This is a genomic window from Aeribacillus sp. FSL K6-3256, from assembly GCF_037965805.1.
GTDB lineage: Bacteria > Bacillota > Bacilli > Bacillales > Aeribacillaceae > Aeribacillus > Aeribacillus composti.
The window spans coordinates 1946523-1962599 of record NZ_CP150188.1 but is presented as its reverse complement, the minus strand read 5'-3'; the positions used below and the strand labels follow the sequence as shown (position 1 = coordinate 1962599).

Annotated in this window: 16 protein-coding genes; 9 read left to right on the top strand and 7 right to left on the bottom strand. The window is 38.2% G+C overall.

Annotation, left to right across the window (positions count from 1 at the left end):
- Window positions 1–56 precede the first annotated feature (56 nt).
- A complete protein-coding gene (locus NSQ84_RS09405; protein ID WP_327873786.1) occupies window positions 57–584 on the top strand; it encodes a nitroreductase family protein in 528 nt (175 codons plus the stop codon).
- A 79-nt stretch (window positions 585–663) separates the two neighbouring features.
- On the opposite strand, the gene NSQ84_RS09400 is transcribed toward NSQ84_RS09405, so the two are convergent.
- The gene (locus tag NSQ84_RS09400; RefSeq protein ID WP_327873787.1) at window positions 664–1536 is read right to left on the bottom strand and encodes a LysR family transcriptional regulator; all 873 of its coding nucleotides are present in this window, start codon (window positions 1534–1536) and stop codon (window positions 664–666) included.
- A 144-nt stretch (window positions 1537–1680) separates the two neighbouring features.
- Here NSQ84_RS09400 and NSQ84_RS09395 point away from each other — a divergent pair, with 144 nt between their 5' ends.
- From NSQ84_RS09395 to NSQ84_RS09375, 5 genes are all read left to right on the top strand, one after another.
- Entirely contained in the window at window positions 1681–2826 is a 1146-nt protein-coding gene (locus tag NSQ84_RS09395; protein WP_327873788.1) for an AbrB family transcriptional regulator, read from the top strand.
- A 92-nt stretch (window positions 2827–2918) separates the two neighbouring features.
- A complete protein-coding gene (locus NSQ84_RS09390; protein ID WP_066251612.1) occupies window positions 2919–3197 on the top strand; it encodes a YciI family protein in 279 nt (92 codons plus the stop codon).
- A gap of 295 nt (window positions 3198–3492) precedes the next feature.
- Window positions 3493–4449: an alpha/beta fold hydrolase gene (locus NSQ84_RS09385; protein WP_327873789.1), complete on the top strand. Its 957-nt coding sequence runs from the start codon at window positions 3493–3495 to the stop codon at window positions 4447–4449.
- Window positions 4446–4988 (top strand): helix-turn-helix domain-containing protein, encoded by a 543-nt coding sequence (locus NSQ84_RS09380; RefSeq protein ID WP_117017341.1) that lies wholly within the window; start codon window positions 4446–4448, stop codon window positions 4986–4988. Before NSQ84_RS09385 ends, NSQ84_RS09380 begins: the two co-directional genes overlap by 4 nt.
- 301 nt (window positions 4989–5289) lie before the next feature.
- Window positions 5290–6537: a restriction endonuclease subunit S gene (locus NSQ84_RS09375; protein ID WP_327874193.1), complete on the top strand. Its 1248-nt coding sequence runs from the start codon at window positions 5290–5292 to the stop codon at window positions 6535–6537.
- A 52-nt stretch (window positions 6538–6589) separates the two neighbouring features.
- Here the strand turns inward: NSQ84_RS09375 and NSQ84_RS09370 are convergent, their stop codons facing one another.
- Complete coding sequence (locus NSQ84_RS09370; RefSeq protein ID WP_063387802.1) at window positions 6590–6928, bottom strand: helix-turn-helix transcriptional regulator; 339 nt, start codon at window positions 6926–6928, stop codon at window positions 6590–6592.
- 174 nt (window positions 6929–7102) lie between these two features.
- Here NSQ84_RS09370 and NSQ84_RS09365 point away from each other — a divergent pair, with 174 nt between their 5' ends.
- From NSQ84_RS09365 to NSQ84_RS09355, 3 genes are all read left to right on the top strand, one after another.
- Complete coding sequence (locus tag NSQ84_RS09365) at window positions 7103–7825, top strand: EAL domain-containing protein (protein ID WP_082829624.1); 723 nt, start codon at window positions 7103–7105, stop codon at window positions 7823–7825.
- A 388-nt stretch (window positions 7826–8213) separates the two neighbouring features.
- The gene (locus NSQ84_RS09360; RefSeq protein ID WP_327873817.1) at window positions 8214–9962 is read left to right on the top strand and encodes a methyl-accepting chemotaxis protein; all 1749 of its coding nucleotides are present in this window, start codon (window positions 8214–8216) and stop codon (window positions 9960–9962) included.
- A gap of 687 nt (window positions 9963–10649) precedes the next feature.
- The gene (locus tag NSQ84_RS09355; RefSeq protein WP_327863228.1) at window positions 10650–11894 is read left to right on the top strand and encodes a TIGR01459 family HAD-type hydrolase; all 1245 of its coding nucleotides are present in this window, start codon (window positions 10650–10652) and stop codon (window positions 11892–11894) included.
- A gap of 552 nt (window positions 11895–12446) precedes the next feature.
- Here the strand turns inward: NSQ84_RS09355 and NSQ84_RS09350 are convergent.
- From NSQ84_RS09350 to NSQ84_RS09330, 5 genes are all read right to left on the bottom strand, one after another.
- Window positions 12447–13079, bottom strand: a complete 633-nt coding sequence (locus NSQ84_RS09350) for a response regulator transcription factor (RefSeq protein WP_063387805.1) — start codon at window positions 13077–13079, stop codon at window positions 12447–12449.
- Window positions 13072–14118 (bottom strand): sensor histidine kinase, encoded by a 1047-nt coding sequence (locus tag NSQ84_RS09345; protein ID WP_063387806.1) that lies wholly within the window; start codon window positions 14116–14118, stop codon window positions 13072–13074. The genes NSQ84_RS09350 and NSQ84_RS09345 overlap by 8 nt, the downstream gene beginning before the upstream one ends.
- Complete coding sequence (gene liaF, locus NSQ84_RS09340; RefSeq protein WP_242513859.1) at window positions 14115–14849, bottom strand: cell wall-active antibiotics response protein LiaF; 735 nt, start codon at window positions 14847–14849, stop codon at window positions 14115–14117. Before liaF ends, NSQ84_RS09345 begins: the two co-directional genes overlap by 4 nt.
- A gap of 82 nt (window positions 14850–14931) precedes the next feature.
- Entirely contained in the window at window positions 14932–15576 is a 645-nt protein-coding gene (locus tag NSQ84_RS09335) for a PspA/IM30 family protein (RefSeq protein WP_063387808.1), read from the bottom strand.
- A gap of 15 nt (window positions 15577–15591) precedes the next feature.
- Complete coding sequence (locus NSQ84_RS09330) at window positions 15592–15933, bottom strand: hypothetical protein (RefSeq protein WP_063387809.1); 342 nt, start codon at window positions 15931–15933, stop codon at window positions 15592–15594.
- Window positions 15934–16077: the final 144 nt, after the last annotated feature.

The following is a 16077-nucleotide window of genomic DNA, read 5'->3' as shown; positions in this document are numbered from 1 at the left end:
GGTACATTCATACGAAAGCAAAATAGGCGAAAAAATAGAAAGAAGGATGAAGGTGCATGAACGTTTTTGAAGCTATACAGAAAAGACGTGAAATGACAAAGTTTCTAGATCAGCCTATACCATATGAACGGTTGGAGCAAATTTTAGAAGCAGCTTATTTAGCCCCTTCTGGGAACAATCTTCCTTCCAGGGAGTTTATACTTATAACAAATCGTGAAAAGCTTGATGAATTGGCAAACGCCACGCCTTTTGTTTCTTGGTTGAAAGAGGCGAAAGCGGCCATAGCCGTTACAGGCTGCCCGGAAGTGAGCAAATATTGGCTGCAGGACGCCTCGATCGCATGCGGTTTTATATGGCTGACTGCAACTGAATTAGGTTTAGGGGCTGCTTTTGGTGCGATATATCACTCACAGGATCAAGCAGAATCAAAAAAACGGGAAGACTTTGTCCGGACAGCCTTAAACATTCCATCAGACCGCCGCGTAGTTGCAATATTAGGTTTAGGTTATCCTGAAAAGGAACCGCCCGCAAAAGAAATGGTTCGGAAGGAATCTATTATTCATTATGAACGGTTTCAAACGTAATTACGTTTGCGGAAATTTTGAAAAACCTTTTTCCAAGCAACATATGTAAGGAAAAAGGTTATACGAGTGTCATAGCATTTTATGGAATTTTTTGAAAATCGAGCTTTTCCATAAACTCGACAAACGCTTTCACAAATTTCAGTTGGATCGATTCCTTGTGATAAAACATCCAAGTTTTTCTTAAAATGGGCTTCCCATTTTTCGATTTCAGATCGATTTTATAAATATCGTCGGCATCATCTAAAATCAAGCTTGGCAAAATAGCGTAACCTAATCCGTTCAACACCATGTTTTTGCACGTATCTGCTTTATCGACTTCGATGCTGATCAATGGTGGTTGGGAGTAATTCTCAAACCACCAATTGTCCACTGCCGTTTTTAGCAAGGGATCCGTCCGGTAATCAATTCTCGGCAAATTTGGAAGCTCCCGGAGATCTATTTTGTCTTTAGAAGCAATACAAATGGATTCCTCAAATAGTAATCGTTTTTGATCGTTCCAGCTGTAAGCTCCTTTTACGAAAGCGACATGGACTTCGTGGCTGTGGATCAAATGGGCTATCTCGCTGCTCGAGCCTGTCAGGACCTTAAATTCAATGTCGGGATACTCGTTTTTAAAAAGCTTTAAAAGACCGGGGAGTTTATAATCTGTAAAGTAATTGGAAACCCCTAATCTTAATGTGCCGGTTACTCGGTTCTCCATGTTCACAACATTTTCTTTTATTTTTTGTATTTTCAGCAGCATTTGATTCGCACATTTCGCTAAATATTCTCCTTGCGGGGTAAATTCAACTCCCCGCCTTCCTCGATGAACAATCTGTACACCGAATTCCTTTTCAATTTGCTGAAGCCGGTTTGTTAAAGCTGGTTGAGAAATATATAAATTTTTTGCAGCTTTTGTAATGTTTTTTTCGTTGTAGAGAACTTTCAAAATAAGCCAGTCTCGATCATCCATCGTCATTACCTCTCTTTTTCCATCAATAATTTTTATAATCATGCATAGATTATTGATATTTTATTTATATCTAAAAAAAGTATACAATATGTTTGTAGCAAGTTCGAATGCCGCAAGATATTTTGTTTAGAAAGAAGGATTGACATGATACGAACGAAAGGTTTCTTGCGCAATGTTTCGTTTATTTTATTCAGCAGTATTGGAGGATTGCTTTTATCTCTAACAGGCCTTTCCATCGGCTGGATGCTCGGAACATTGATGATGGCAGGGGCTTTTTCATTTTGGAGCCATACCAATTCAACATCGTCCGATGACAAGTATGTTTTGCCTCGATTTTGGATGAATGCTGGGCAATTTATTTTGGCGATTGAATTAGGGCAAAAAATCAATTTAACGGTTATAGATATTTTTAGAGATCATTGGATGTCCATCATGACAATGCTTCTCTTGTCCATTGTTTTCTCGCTGCTGTCTGGACTCGTTTTGTGGAAGTTCAGTCATACAGATTTATTGACTAGTTTGTTCGGAACGGTGCCCGGGGGCTTGTCTGTTATACCAGGCATAGCAGAAGAAGTCGGGGGCAACATTGGTGTCGTCAGCATTATACAAACGATGCGGGTATTTTTAGTAGTGCTTGTGATCCCGTTTCTTGTTTCTTCATTTGCGGTCCATTCTGAGAAGCTTGAAGTTTCGAACAACCAATCAGCGTTCATGTTTCCTAGCTTGGAAATGGACGAAATGATTTGGACGGCAGTATTGGCACTAGGGGCATTGGCAGGGTATCACATTGGAAAGCGGCTGAAGTTCCCTGCACCTTGGCTCGTTGGCGGAATGCTTGGTGCTGCTAGTATTCAAGCAGCCGGCTCATCATTTGCAGGCCACAACTTGACTCCATGGTGGCCGAACATTTTGATCATAGCGGCGCAAGTTTTCATCGCTGCAAGCATCGGCTCGAAATTTCATAAAAAGATGTTTACAGGGCTAGGGAAAACAATGGCGGTTGCTTTATTCAGCACGATTGGTTTAATTCTTTCCTTGTTTATTTGCGCTTTTATTGTTTCAAAGCTGACTGGAATAACCTTTGTCACAGCAGTTCTTGCATTTGCGCCGGGCGGTATTACGGAGATGGCTACAACAGCCGCTGTACTTCATGAAGATTCAACATTTGTTGTGGTCGTTCAAGTACTGCGCATTGTGTTAGTATGCATCGCAGTACCTCCGTTGATCAAACTGCTCCATCAAAGAAGATTGCGCAATAGAGCACATTCGCATGCAGCAAGAAATATTTGATTGACATTAGGAACTTAAGACATGAAGCTTTTCAAGACTGACAGCTTCAAGTAAAATGGTAAGCGATGAATCTAATAGAAAGAGTGGTTGAGATGAAATATTTTGTCGTATTATTGCCGATGAAAGATGAAGAAAAAAGCAAAGCGTTTCGGAATGATCACTTGAATTATTTAGAGCAGAAAGGAAAAGAAGGAAAAATATTTGCAAAAGGCAGATTTACCGACGGCACAGGCGGTATGGTGATTTATCGCGCCGGCTCTTTTGAAGAGGCCGAAAAGCTTGCGAAAGAAGATCCATATGTTGTGACTGGCGCTAGAGGGTATGAGATTCACGAATGGGAAATGGTCAGCGACGCAGTGCTCCCAAATTAAGATTTTGATAGGAAAGCCGTTGTAGAATGATAGAACATTTGAATCGGTGCTGTCCGTTAGTCTCTAAAATAAAGCCCTTAGAGAAAAAGAGCTGTTTTTCTCTAAGGGCTTTTGTATGTTTACGATTTTTCTCAAAAAAACAGTTCGCAGATGCCGGCTGCTTTCAATATGCTGTGGGCTGAAGGCACAATTCTGATAACATTTATATGCAAAAAACAATCATCAGAATTTTCTTGACTTATTTGTTATTATTATCGATAATGATAATAATAACATAAATAAAGGAGAAATTAACATGATTGAACAATTTATCAGCTTTCAAAGCTGCGGATATGAGTTAAAAGGAACGTTATCCGTGTTACAGAACAGCCAAAAAAAGCCGGCTATTCTCATTCTTTCCGGTTCTGGTCCGTTGAATCGCGACGGCAATGATGCAAAAGGAAAATTCCAGTTGAATATATATAAGCAATTGGCATCATTTCTTACTTCTTTAGGATTTATCGTGTTGCGATATGATAAAAGGGGAGTTGGTGAAAGCGGCGGCGATTATTTATCTGCAGGAATGTGGGATTTCGTCCGGGATGCAGCTAGCGCTGTACAATTTTTAAAACAACATCCGCTTGTTGATGAAAATCGGATCATTGCCTTGGGGCACAGTGAAGGAACAACATTGGCAGTTGCTTTAAACACCTTGGAGAAAATGGATGGGCTCATTCTTCTCTCAGGGGCAGGGGAGAGGCTGGAAGAAGCTTTAACAAGACAGAGAAAGCTTGTGTATGAAGCTTTAAGCAATGTAACAGGTTTAAAAGGAAAAATGATCCGCATGTTTAACATCGAGCAAAAAAACGAAAAAAAGGCGAATGCCCTTTTTGAAAAAATCATGCAATCTGATCAAGATGTGATCAAAGTTGGTTTTCAAAAAATAAATGCTAAATGGTTTCGGGAGCATTTGCAATACGATGTGCTCGAAGATTTAAAAAAAATAGAATGCCCTGTTTTGGCCATTACCGGTGACAAGGACGTTCAAGCTGATCCGGAAAAGCTCAACCGCCTTCCCGCTATAGTGAAAGGGGAGTTGGAATATTATATGATTCAAAATATGGATCATTTATTGAAAAAACAAGAAGATGAGATTAATATGTTGAAAATGAAAAATAATTATATCAAAAATGCGGATCAACCGCTTCACGAAGAGCTTTGCGACCATTTGCAAAAATGGTTGAACAAACGGTACAATGAGGTGTTTTCATGATTGAATCAAAAGCTGCTTTAATCTTGCATCCGGTACGGATTCGGATCATTCAAACATTGATCGGAAAACGCTTGACTGTGCAGGAAATAATGGAGTTTCTGCCGGAAGTTCCGCAAGCATCCTTGTACAGACATTTAAAAAAACTTGAAGAAGCAAAGCTGATTGAAATCGTTGAGAAAAGAAAGATAAGGGGAACAATAGAAAAAGTTTATGCCTTGCCGGATGAAACGATTGGGCTCGAAGACAGCGATTTGCAGCATATAAGCAGAGATGAACATTTGAACATATTTATGAGATTTATCGCCAATATTTTAGCGGATTATGAGAGATATTTACGACAAGAACAAATCGATCTCCTAAAAGATGGGGTGGGATTTCGGCAGGTTCGCTTTTATGCAAGCGACGAAGAGTTTTTTCAATTTGCTGAAACTGTCAACCGGGCGATGAAAAAGCTAATGGAAAACCAGCCTGCTCCTAACCGAAAAAAAAGAATTTTTACATCTATCATCATGCCGGAAGCAGAAGAAAAATTAAAATAGTGCAGTCTTTTTTATCCGCTTTGATTGAAAATGAAAAGCTAATCAATATGGATCAAAACAGGAGGATTATGTTCTGAACGAGCTATAACTAGAAAAATTGGGGAAGCGATCTGATTGTTGCTTCGGAATTGTCATGGGGCTGTCCAGAAAGTCAAAATCCACTGAAAACGAAACATCATAAGCATTGATATATCAACGGATCAACGTTTCTAAAACATTAAAGGGGCGTCTATAAGCCGGAAAATCGACTTATTAGACTGCCCCATAAAGTTTCAAAATTAATGCATGTGGAGGAATTTATGTGGCGAGCTGGAAGAAAGTTCGGCTTGGTGAGATTGTTCAAATAAATCCTGAATCATTAACGAAACAATTTCCCTTTCAAATGATCGATTACATCGATATTTCGTCTGTTGGAACAGGCGAACTGAGGGAGACATCGCAATATTTGATTCATGAAGCGCCCAGCAGAGCAAAAAGGCTGGTTCGAGCAGGCGATACAATTCTTTCGACCGTCCGTCCTAATCGAAGATCCTTTTTGTTTTTAAAAAATCCGAAAGAAAATCAAGTTGTATCGACCGGTTTTGCGGTTCTTCGGCCTACGGAGCATATTCATCCGAGGTATGTGTATTACCTTATTTCCAATCAATCTTTTACAGATTATTTAGTTTCTCAGGAACAGGGAGCTGCGTATCCGGCTGTCAGCATGGATTCTATTAAAAATGCGCTCGTATTGCTGCCGGACATGCGGACGCAAGAGAAGATTGCGGACATATTAGGAACAATTGATGATAAAATTGAACTGAATATCAAGATAAATAAAACGATCGATGAAACGATCATGACACTTTACAAATACTGGTTCATAGAGTTTGGGCCTTTTAAAGATAGAGGATTCGAAGTTTCTGAATTGGGAATGATTCCGAAAGGATGGAAGGCAGGAACATTAGGTGAAGTTATAGAATTACAAAATGGATATGCTTTTAAAAGCAAGGAATGGAAATGTGAAGGCATACCAGTAATAAAAATAAAAAATATTGTCCCGCCTTTCATCAACAAAGAAGATGCAGCATATGTAGATCCATCTTTATTCCATCGATTAGATCGTTTCAAAATTACACAAGGAGATCTGCTCATTGGGCTAACAGGCGCTGAAATCGGGAAATGCGGCATTTACTATTTTGAAGAACCCGCATTATTAAATCAACGTGTCGGCAAATTTTATTCTAGCGTGCACGAAATGAACACATTGCCATTTGTCTATGCCATAACTAAATTGCCGGATTTCCGCCAAAAAATTTTAGATCGGTCTACTGGATCTGCACAGCCGAATGTCAGCGCGGATGAGATAAAAAAAATGAAAATTGTGCTTCCGCCGGATGATATTTTAAAAAAATTTATACGTTTCACCAGCAATTATTATGCGATGATGATACATAATGCCAATGAAAATGACCGGCTCAAAAAATTGCAAAACGCTTTGCTGCCCCGGCTTTTATCAGGGGAGATGGATGTTTTAGATGCTGAAAAGCATGTTGCTAACATGCTGTAAAATGATAAATAAGTTCCAAAAGAGGGGGATTGTTCCCCCTTTTGGAATACTGCTACTTATCTTTCCAGTTCAATAGGAGATCCAGCATGTTTAGTATGAATTTTTGATCTTCAACCGGCCTTGCCTGAAGTTTTGTAATAATTTGCGACAAAGTATAATCTGGTTTTTTTGAATTTGGTTGAATAGATTTAAATAATTCCTCTAAAGAAACCTCAAGCGCCGTTGCGATTTTGTTAATGCTTTCCAATGTTGCGTTTTTTTCACCTCTTTCTAATTGTCCAATATAAGTAGCATGTAGATTTGCTATATCTGCTAATTCTTCTTGACTCCACCCTTTCTGCTTGCGAAAATTTCGGATTCTTTCTCCGATTATTTGCTGTATTTTAGTCATGAACCGTCACTCCTTGGGGATAATAGTGATTCCTTTTTACAATCTACTATGAGAGTTAAGCCCCCAAGAGACTATTGATATTAAAAGTATTAAAATATATACTAAAAATATGAAATATAACATTAGACATTATCCGAAATAGGTCTATAGATAGACGTCTAGGAGGTTCTTCCATTGGTTAAATGGGAAATTAGAAGGATAAAAGAAATTATAGATAACAAATCATTTTGTCATTTTTTTCAACCTATTTATGAATTAAAAGAATCAAAAATATATGGATACGAAGCTTTGCTTCGCTGCAAATATTTTTCCGATCCGGAAATTTTGTTTCAAATCGCCCGTGAATGCGGTTTTTTATATGAACTGGATACTTGCTCCATTCACAATGCAATAACATCGATGGGAGACCTGCAGCAAAAGCTGTTTATTAACGTATTTCCATCGACGATTGTTCATCATTCTTTTACCCAATTTATAAAAAAAATAAACCTTTTTTTTCAGTCGACCGAAAAAGTAGTTTTTGAAATAAATGAAAGTGAAAAAATCGAAAATATTGAATTGTTGAAAAAAAATATTCAATTTTTAAAAGATGAAGGGTATAAAGTTGCCGTTGATGATTTCGGAAAAGGTGAAATATCGTTAGAAACCATTGTCGATTTAAACCCGCATTATATTAAAGTCGATCGTTCTTTAGGCCAAAATTTATATAATTCGGGCAAAAATCAAGATGTTATTAAAAAGCTTTTATTTCTTTGCGAACGTACCAATATGAAACTAGTTTTAGAAGGAATTGAGAAAAAAGAAGATTTAGACATGGCTAAAGCATTGGGGGTTCATTACGCTCAAGGATATTTATTAGGCGAGCCGAAGCCGATGAGGGAAAATACAAAAAAATAATTGCTGCTTATTCATAGTAAATGAATTAGAAAAATAAATTTTATCGGATCGAACATATAGACTATTTTCAGATTATTTTTGCTTCATTGACGTAAAAGAACCGCACTAAATGAACGATAAAATTAATGAAAACGCTTAAATAAAGGATTATCGGTTCATTATATTTTTGACCATATACGTTCGATGTTAGCTAAAAAAATACATATTTGACAATAAATGATTAATTAACTAAAAAAAGTATGTTTAGAGGCCGATAATTAAAATGTCAAGCAACCAATTTCGGATTTGGGGAGTGAAAATGGATGGAAATGAGTTCGTAACGCTTTTCTAAGAGGAAAGAACTAAGTCTTTAAAAAAATTATGGCATAACAAAGGGGTAATGATTTTCATGAAAAAGAAATTTCAATTCACGATACGTATGAAGCTAATGACCATTTCATTTCTATTATTAACGATTCCGTTAGTCATTTTAGGCTTGTTAAGCTATCAGAAAACAACTTCCAGTTTAAACAAGCTGGGGGAAAAGAACTTAAAAAATAGCGTCGAAATGACCATTGAGTTAATCGATGCGTTAAATAAAGAGGTTGAAAAGGGAACATTGTCTTTAGAAGAAGCGCAGGAACAGGTAAAAGTTGCGATATTGGGGGAAAAGAATGCTGACGGCAAACGGCCAATTAATAAAAATTTTGATTTAGGTGAAAACGGCTACCTGTATATTATCGATCAAAAAGGAACTCTTATTGCACATCCAGTTGTAGAAGGCAGACAAGGCTGGAATGACGAAGATTCCAAAGGCGTAAAATTCAATCAAAAAATGATTAAAACCGGAAATGAAGGTGGCGGTTTAACTTATTACGAATGGGCTTTGCCTGACAACGAAAATCGAATTGAAAAAAAAGTCGCCTATTCAAAAACTGATCCTCATTGGGGATGGGTTGTATGTGCGGGCACGTATTTAATGGATTTCAATCAGCCGGCTAAAGATCTTCTCGTTTTTTTAATGATTGTCATTGGCGCAACGATTGTGATTGGATTTTTCATCGTATGGCTGTTTTCAAACAGCATTTCCAAACCAATACACGCCGTATCTGAGCGCATGCATTTGCTGGCTAATGGAGATTTAACACAAGGTGAAATAAAAATCCGTTCGAAAGATGAAACACAAAATCTGGCACATGCCATAAATCAGCTACAAAATAAACTGAAAGAAATGATTACAAACATTTCGAATGCTTCTGAAGTACTGACAAGCCACAGCGAGGAGATGACCCACTCTGCAAATGAAGTGAAGGCCGGATCAGAGCAGGTTTCAACCACCATGCAGGAATTGGCATCAGGCGCTGAAACGCAAGCAAGCAGCGCGAGCGACATGGCAGCAAAGATGGAGGTATTTGTCGAAAAAGTTCAAGATGCCAGCGAAAAAGGGGAGCATATTGAATCAGTCTCCAGAGAGGTGCTTGAAATTGCCGGCAAAGGAAATAAACTAATGATGTCTTCTATCGAACAAATGTCGAAAATTGACGAAATTTTTCAACAATCTGTTGATAAAGTGCTCGGTTTAAACGGACATTTGCAAAAAATTACAAAACTCGTATCAGTCATACAAGGAATTGCGGACCAAACGAATCTTCTAGCATTAAACGCAGCGATTGAAGCGGCAAGAGCAGGCGAAAACGGAAAAGGCTTTGCAGTAGTTGCAGATGAAGTAAGAAAGCTCGCTGAACAAGTTTCCGTCTCAATCTCAGACATAACAAGCATTGTCGACAATATCCAAAATGAATCAAAGAATGTAGTTGATGCTTTAAAGAGCGGCTATCAGGAGGTTGAACAAGGAACAGAGCAAATTAAAAATACAGGCGCAACATTTCAAACGATCAACAAAGCTGTTACGGACATGGTTCATCATATTCAAACGATTGCGAACAACTTGACGGAAATCGCTTCCAACAGCCGGGAAATGAACCGTTCCATCGAGGAAATAGCCTCGATCTCCGAGCAATCAGCAGCAGGTATTGAGCAAACCTCTGCGGCAGCCGAACAAACAAGCAGTTCTATGGAAGAAGTGGCGAACAGCTCCGAACAACTAGCGAAGCTAGCCGAAGAGCTGAATGAATTTGTACGGCAATTTAAGCTTTAGAAAATAGAAGAATGTGTTTGATTTTTTTGATATCAGAAGATGTATTTGGGTGGGGATAAATGTCCTCACCTTAAACTTTTGAGCGATACATAGACCAGCTCCCTGCAAAAAGGGGGATAAATGTTCAGTATTGCTGGCATTTAGAGGGGGAAGACAACTTGCATAAATGTCAGATCAAATACAGACCTTTCTTTATTAGAAAGGAGATCAGTCGTAAAAGCATACATTTGATTAGAGATTAGTTCTTAGTGTGCACGAATTGCACAGTCTTTTTGAAAAAACTTTTGTCTTATTGCTCAAATTCCCAATATTCCACATCACATTTTCTTCATTTAAACCGCCTTTTTGCTGCGTGAACGATAAATCTATTATAATCATATGTAGAAGTGGAAATAAAGAGAGAAGATTCTCCTCATACAAGCTCATGCAAACTTTCAAGCAAGGCAAATCGTTTCATTGAAACATCTTTTGGTTTAACAAAAAACTTTCTAAAAGTTTTGCGCCAGTTTAAGAAATGGTTAATTGAGAAAACGATTGTTTTAACACGAGTTAGTTTTGAGGTACTTTAAATAAGTTCAAATCTTTTCGAGAAAACGATCACTTTAATTTGAATTAGCTTGGTGATGAGGAGGTTTTTTCAATCAGTTTGTTTCATGCGAAAATGGTTCACTAAGGAAGGATGATTTCATGATCATAGATGAATTTGACGTGTTTTTATTTGACCTGGACGGAGTGATTTACATAGGAGAAAATCCGCTTCCTGGGGCAGTTGAATCTTTGCGGCGCTTGCGTCAAGAAAAGAAAATGATTCGGTTTCTTACAAATGATCCTTGTACAACGAGAGAAAAAATTGCCGGACGGCTCAAGCGAATGGGGATTACAGCAAGTCCAGAGGAAATCATTACATCCGCTTGGTTGACAGCTCAATATTTGCGAAAACAAAATATTCGCAGTGCCTATGTGCTGGGGGACGATCATTTAAAGCACGAGTGCAGTCAAGCAGGAGTAATGGTTGTAAAGGGTGAAGAGGAGGCAGAAGCCGTTGTTGTCGGCTGGAGCGGCAATGTATCTTTGTACGATATTCAGGAAGCGGTAAAACAAATACATAATGGTGCGAAGTTTATTGCAACGAATGCCGATATGAGTTTCCCTACTTCGAAAGGTCCTTTGCCTGCAACAGGAGCTGTTGCTGAAATGATACGAGCATCAACCGGGAAAAAACCGTACATTGTTGGCAAACCGAATCCATTTATGTTCCAGAAAGCGATTGAATCGATTTCGTCTAAAGCAAAAGTGGTTATGATCGGCGATAACCCGTTAACTGATATATTAGGTGCTCATCAAGCAGGGATTCAAGCGATTTTAATTTCCAACGGGAAGAATGCACCGTTTCCATCTCCCGGGGATTACCGCAATCCGGATGCGGTGATCGGCAATTTGCAGTCTTTATTTGATGATCGTGTCAAAATTAAACAATGGAATACGCGTGATTTTGCATGGCCGGAGCGGATCGAAGCAGGAGTGGCGGGAATTATTTTTAATGAACAGCAGCAAGTTCTCCTATTAAAACGGTCGGATAACGGACTATGGGGCATTCCATCAGGGCATGTAGAGCCGGGAGAAAAGGTGGAAGAAGCAATTATAAGAGAAATTTATGAAGAAACAGGTCTTGAAGTGAAGGTAACCCGGTTGATCGGCATTTACTCAGATCCGGATTCACAAATTTTTTTATACCCAAATGGCGAAATCAGCCACTTTATTACAACCTGCTTTGAGTGCAAAATCATTGGAGGCACGCTGCGTCAAAAAACAGATGAAACGCTTGATGCACGGTTTTTCGCTCCAAACGATCTGCCGGAAAACCTTTTAACGATGCATCCGAGATGGCTGCAGGATGCATTGGAAAAAGAGCATGCTCCATATATACGATAAAAGCCGGAATACTGTTGGGGGAAAATTACGTCTTTTTCAAGTTTCGAGCAGAAGAACCTTATTATGAATTTCATTTTACACTGTTCCTAAAGCTAGAAACAAAAGGCTTATTAGATGTGCTATCTGCAAGGAAAGGTTGCTATTTTTCGGCAGCCTAGATAGTCATGCTAGGACTTTTGTTCATCTATTGTTTTTTAAAGAGAAAACTAGTTTTTGGCGGAAAACGAATAGGAGGATTTCTGATTTCTTTTACCGATTTTACCGATTATTTCGATTTCCGCCATCGTTTCGCTTGAGATTTTTGAGTTATTTTTAGCCGATTTTATCAAGCGTTAACATGTTTATATTTGCTTTTGTCGACGAATATGCATCCATTTGGGAGATGAATAACATCGCTTACGTATGTGATCTTCTATTAGGTTGGGAAAACTAGCAATTTTTTTGTTTTGATTATATATGTAAAATGATAAATAAATTTCGAATGAAATTTCCTGTATTTGTGCTTCGGTGAAAAACCATTCCACTTTCTCTTTTCTTCGCTTATTGCCAATTTTACTTGATTAGCGAATGCTTGAACGCATAAATGACGGCTTGGGTGCGGTCTTGAACGCCCAGTTTGCTTAAAATGTTGCTGACGTGAACTTTGACGGTTTTTAATGAAATGAACAACTCATCTGCAATTTCTTGATTTGATTTCCCTTGAGCCATTAAAAGCAGCACTTCCATTTCTCGGTTTGTTAATTCTTCATGAGGATGGCGGTTTTGTTTTTTATTCATTCTTGCCATCATTTTCGTTGTCACTTCAGGCTCTAAGACAGATTGTCCCTGATATGTTGAACGGATCGCATCGGCGATTTCGTCTGCTTTTGAAGTTTTTAACATATAGCTGACAGCACCGGCTTCAAGGGCAGGGTAGACTTTTTCATCATCGAGAAAGCTTGTGACAATAATGATTTTTGCCTCTGGCCATTGATGAAGTATTTCTTTTGTCGCTTCAATCCCGTCCATTTCCGGCATGACGAGGTCCATTAAAATAATATCAGGCTTTAATTGTAAAGCTAGTTCAATGCATTTTTTGCCATTATCAGCCTCGCCGACGATTTCTATGTCAGGCTGGGACGATAAAAAAGCCGAAACGCCGATTCTTACCATTTCATGATCATCAACTAGTAATACTTTAATCATTTTTATCACCTTCATCTGTTAACAACGGTACTTTTATTTCCAATCTAGTTCCTTCATGAGGGACACTGACAATTTGCAATGTTCCGCCGATTTCGGCTGCACGTTCATACATGTTTTGCAAACCATATGCTCCTGATTTTGCCGATTGAACATCAAATCCTACACCATCGTCGACAATCCGTAAAATGGCCATATTTTTCCGTTTGATCAGCAATACTTCAAGTGTATTCGCTTTGGCGTGGCGAAGAGTGTTTGACACCGATTCTTGCAAAATGCGGAATAAATGGTCTTCAATCCCTTTATCTAGAGGAAATTGCTCTGTCTTCCATTGGATGTTCATCGGCACCTTTTGCCGCAGCTCTGTGAGCAGTTCTTCAATTCCAGTTTGCAAAGATTTACCTTTTAAAGGGACAGGCCGCAAATGCAAAAGAAGAGCGCGCATTTCAAGCTGGGACTGCTGAATAATTTCTTCAACTAAATGGATTTGTTTGCTCGTTCCTTCATCGATTTTTTCCTTGTTTCCTTTAACAGCAGAAATGAGCATCGAGGCTGCAAACAAGTTTTGACTGACAGAGTCATGCAGCTCGCGTGCCAGCCTTTGCCTTTCTTGTGAAATGATTTCTTCCAATCTTTTTTCTTGTTCTTTTGCGTTTTCACCTGCAAGTTTTTGCGTTAATTTCGTCTGTTCAATGAGATGATGCTGCACTTGGTCAATTCGAAGGTTGATTTCATCTAATTCTTTAATGTTTATATGTTCATTTTGTTCAACCGTTTCTCCTTTTGTTATTTTTTTTAGTTTGTCTTCAATCTTGTGTAGTTTATCTTTAAAAGGAAGTCCGAATAGAATGCCGAAAAGCAAGCCGATGGCGCTGCTGATTACGAACGTGAAGAGGATAAACGGAATATCAAGAATTTTTTGTTTCCATAATAATGTCCAATTAGGAAACAGGAACGTAAGCAAAAGCGAAACAGTGAAAAATAAAAAAGTGACTACTGATGTTACTAAGCAGATAATAATTTGTCTTTGCAATACATTCATGTTCTTTTCACCTCTATTCTGCCAAAGGTTATAGAGGTGATGATTTTCACTTTTTGGGCAGATTCATGATAGTTTTTGGACTCATATCGAATTGTTTCGTTCCATACATTCGGTTCACTATAATCAAAAATGGAGTAGGAGCCGATGAAACCGGAATGGTGGACGGACACTTCCAGCTCGTAAGGAACAATTATTTCGATATTGCCGATAAGCTTTCGGATGACAATCACCGCTTCACCTTTCGGAAGAATCGTATAGTTTAAATCTATTACTGTATCGCCGATGCCTGTTTGAATGTTGACATCGTTCCATTTGTATATTTGTTCTTCGGTTCGCTGCGTTCCGAACAATCTGTTTTGAAAAAGAGGCGTTTTGGAAAATTTCTCTTCTTGCGAGAGGATTGGATCTGCTTCTTCAATTTTAGGAGACTTTTTAGCAGCTACCTGCTTGTTTTGAACATAGTGAAAAATAAAGTAAATGAAAACAGCAAATAGAAGCAGTCGGAATGTAAACATATTGAAAAAAGATAGAACGCCGCCAATTATTCCGATCCAAAATAACAATAATCCTGATTTTTTCGGCATTCTTTTTCTTCCAATATATACGCAAAAAATCATCATCATTAGGAAGAAAAGGGCCTCACCATTGAAAAATAAAAGCTCTGCGATGAATAAGATGATGCCAATGACGAAAATCCATTTTGTAAAATCTATTTTCGATTGATGAAACACGAGGCTCCTCTCCTTCCTATTAGTGTGAACATAAATATGGAAAGGCGTAGAGAACTACGCCCTTATAGCATAACAATTTACGTTAAGAATTTGAATCCGTTTCTTGATTTTTTAATTCTTTTTCAAGCTTTGCGATTCTTGCATCAAATGTTAATGTATCGTATCTGTTGTTGATTCGATTTTCCAGTTCATCAAGGTAATTCTCTATTTCAGCAAAGCGAACAAAATGGTTCTTTTCGGAATTATGCTGCTCAAGAACTTGGTTGATCCGGGAGTAGGCGCGTGCAATATTTTCTCGTCCCATCAGCTCCATGCGCTTTATATGCATATCTTTTAATTTATGTTTCATTTCTTCATATTTATGTTCTAAGTCAATGAGCTGTTTCGTTGCTTGTTCAAGCGCTTGTTTTAATTTTGATGCACGCTCCTCATACTGCTGCTGCTCGTTGATGGCAAATTGATGCAATTCTTCTTCTTGCGCTTTCAACGCAATTTCGGCTTGATATTTTCTTTTTTCTTTTAAGTGTTCAGCATGGTTGTATTCTCTTAACAGCTCTTGTTTTAATAATCGTTGGCGTTCGATTAGTTTTTGAACCTTTTCAACTTCCTTTTCACATTGGCGCAAATATTCATTTAATAGCGCAATTGGATTCCTTTGTTCCTGTTCATTCAATAAATCATGTAAATCGGCCATAATCACATTTTTTAATCTCGTAAATATGCTCATTTTTTTCCCCTCCATTTATTGTCGTTTTAGTGATTCCCATTGTTTTTCAAAATTGGTGAATGGATCGTCTGACACATACGGATCATTCGATTTTTTCCAATTATTAAATATGAGATAAAGCACATATGCGGCGATTAAACCGAGAATAGCTGGGACATTTGCAGCTGAAACAGATAGTGCAATCAGCCCGACAATCCCCCAAAACCATTTTTTTGATTTTTTGTCGGATTTCACAAATTGTTTAAACGAAAAGTATAGAACAAGCAAACTGATAAGAAGTCCGACGATTGAGCCGAGATTGGCGATTAAAACTATTGCGGCTATTGCACCTGCGATGAACAAACCGATTTTTTTCATAATTTGAATGACCTCCTTTCAATTTTCATCTTACCTTTTGTCGTCGCTGCTCATAACGAACCTGAGGCATATTTTGAACTACGACTTGAGGCGTATTTCGATTTCCTTTCAATGATTATGTTCTGCTTCGGATCATGGTTAGAA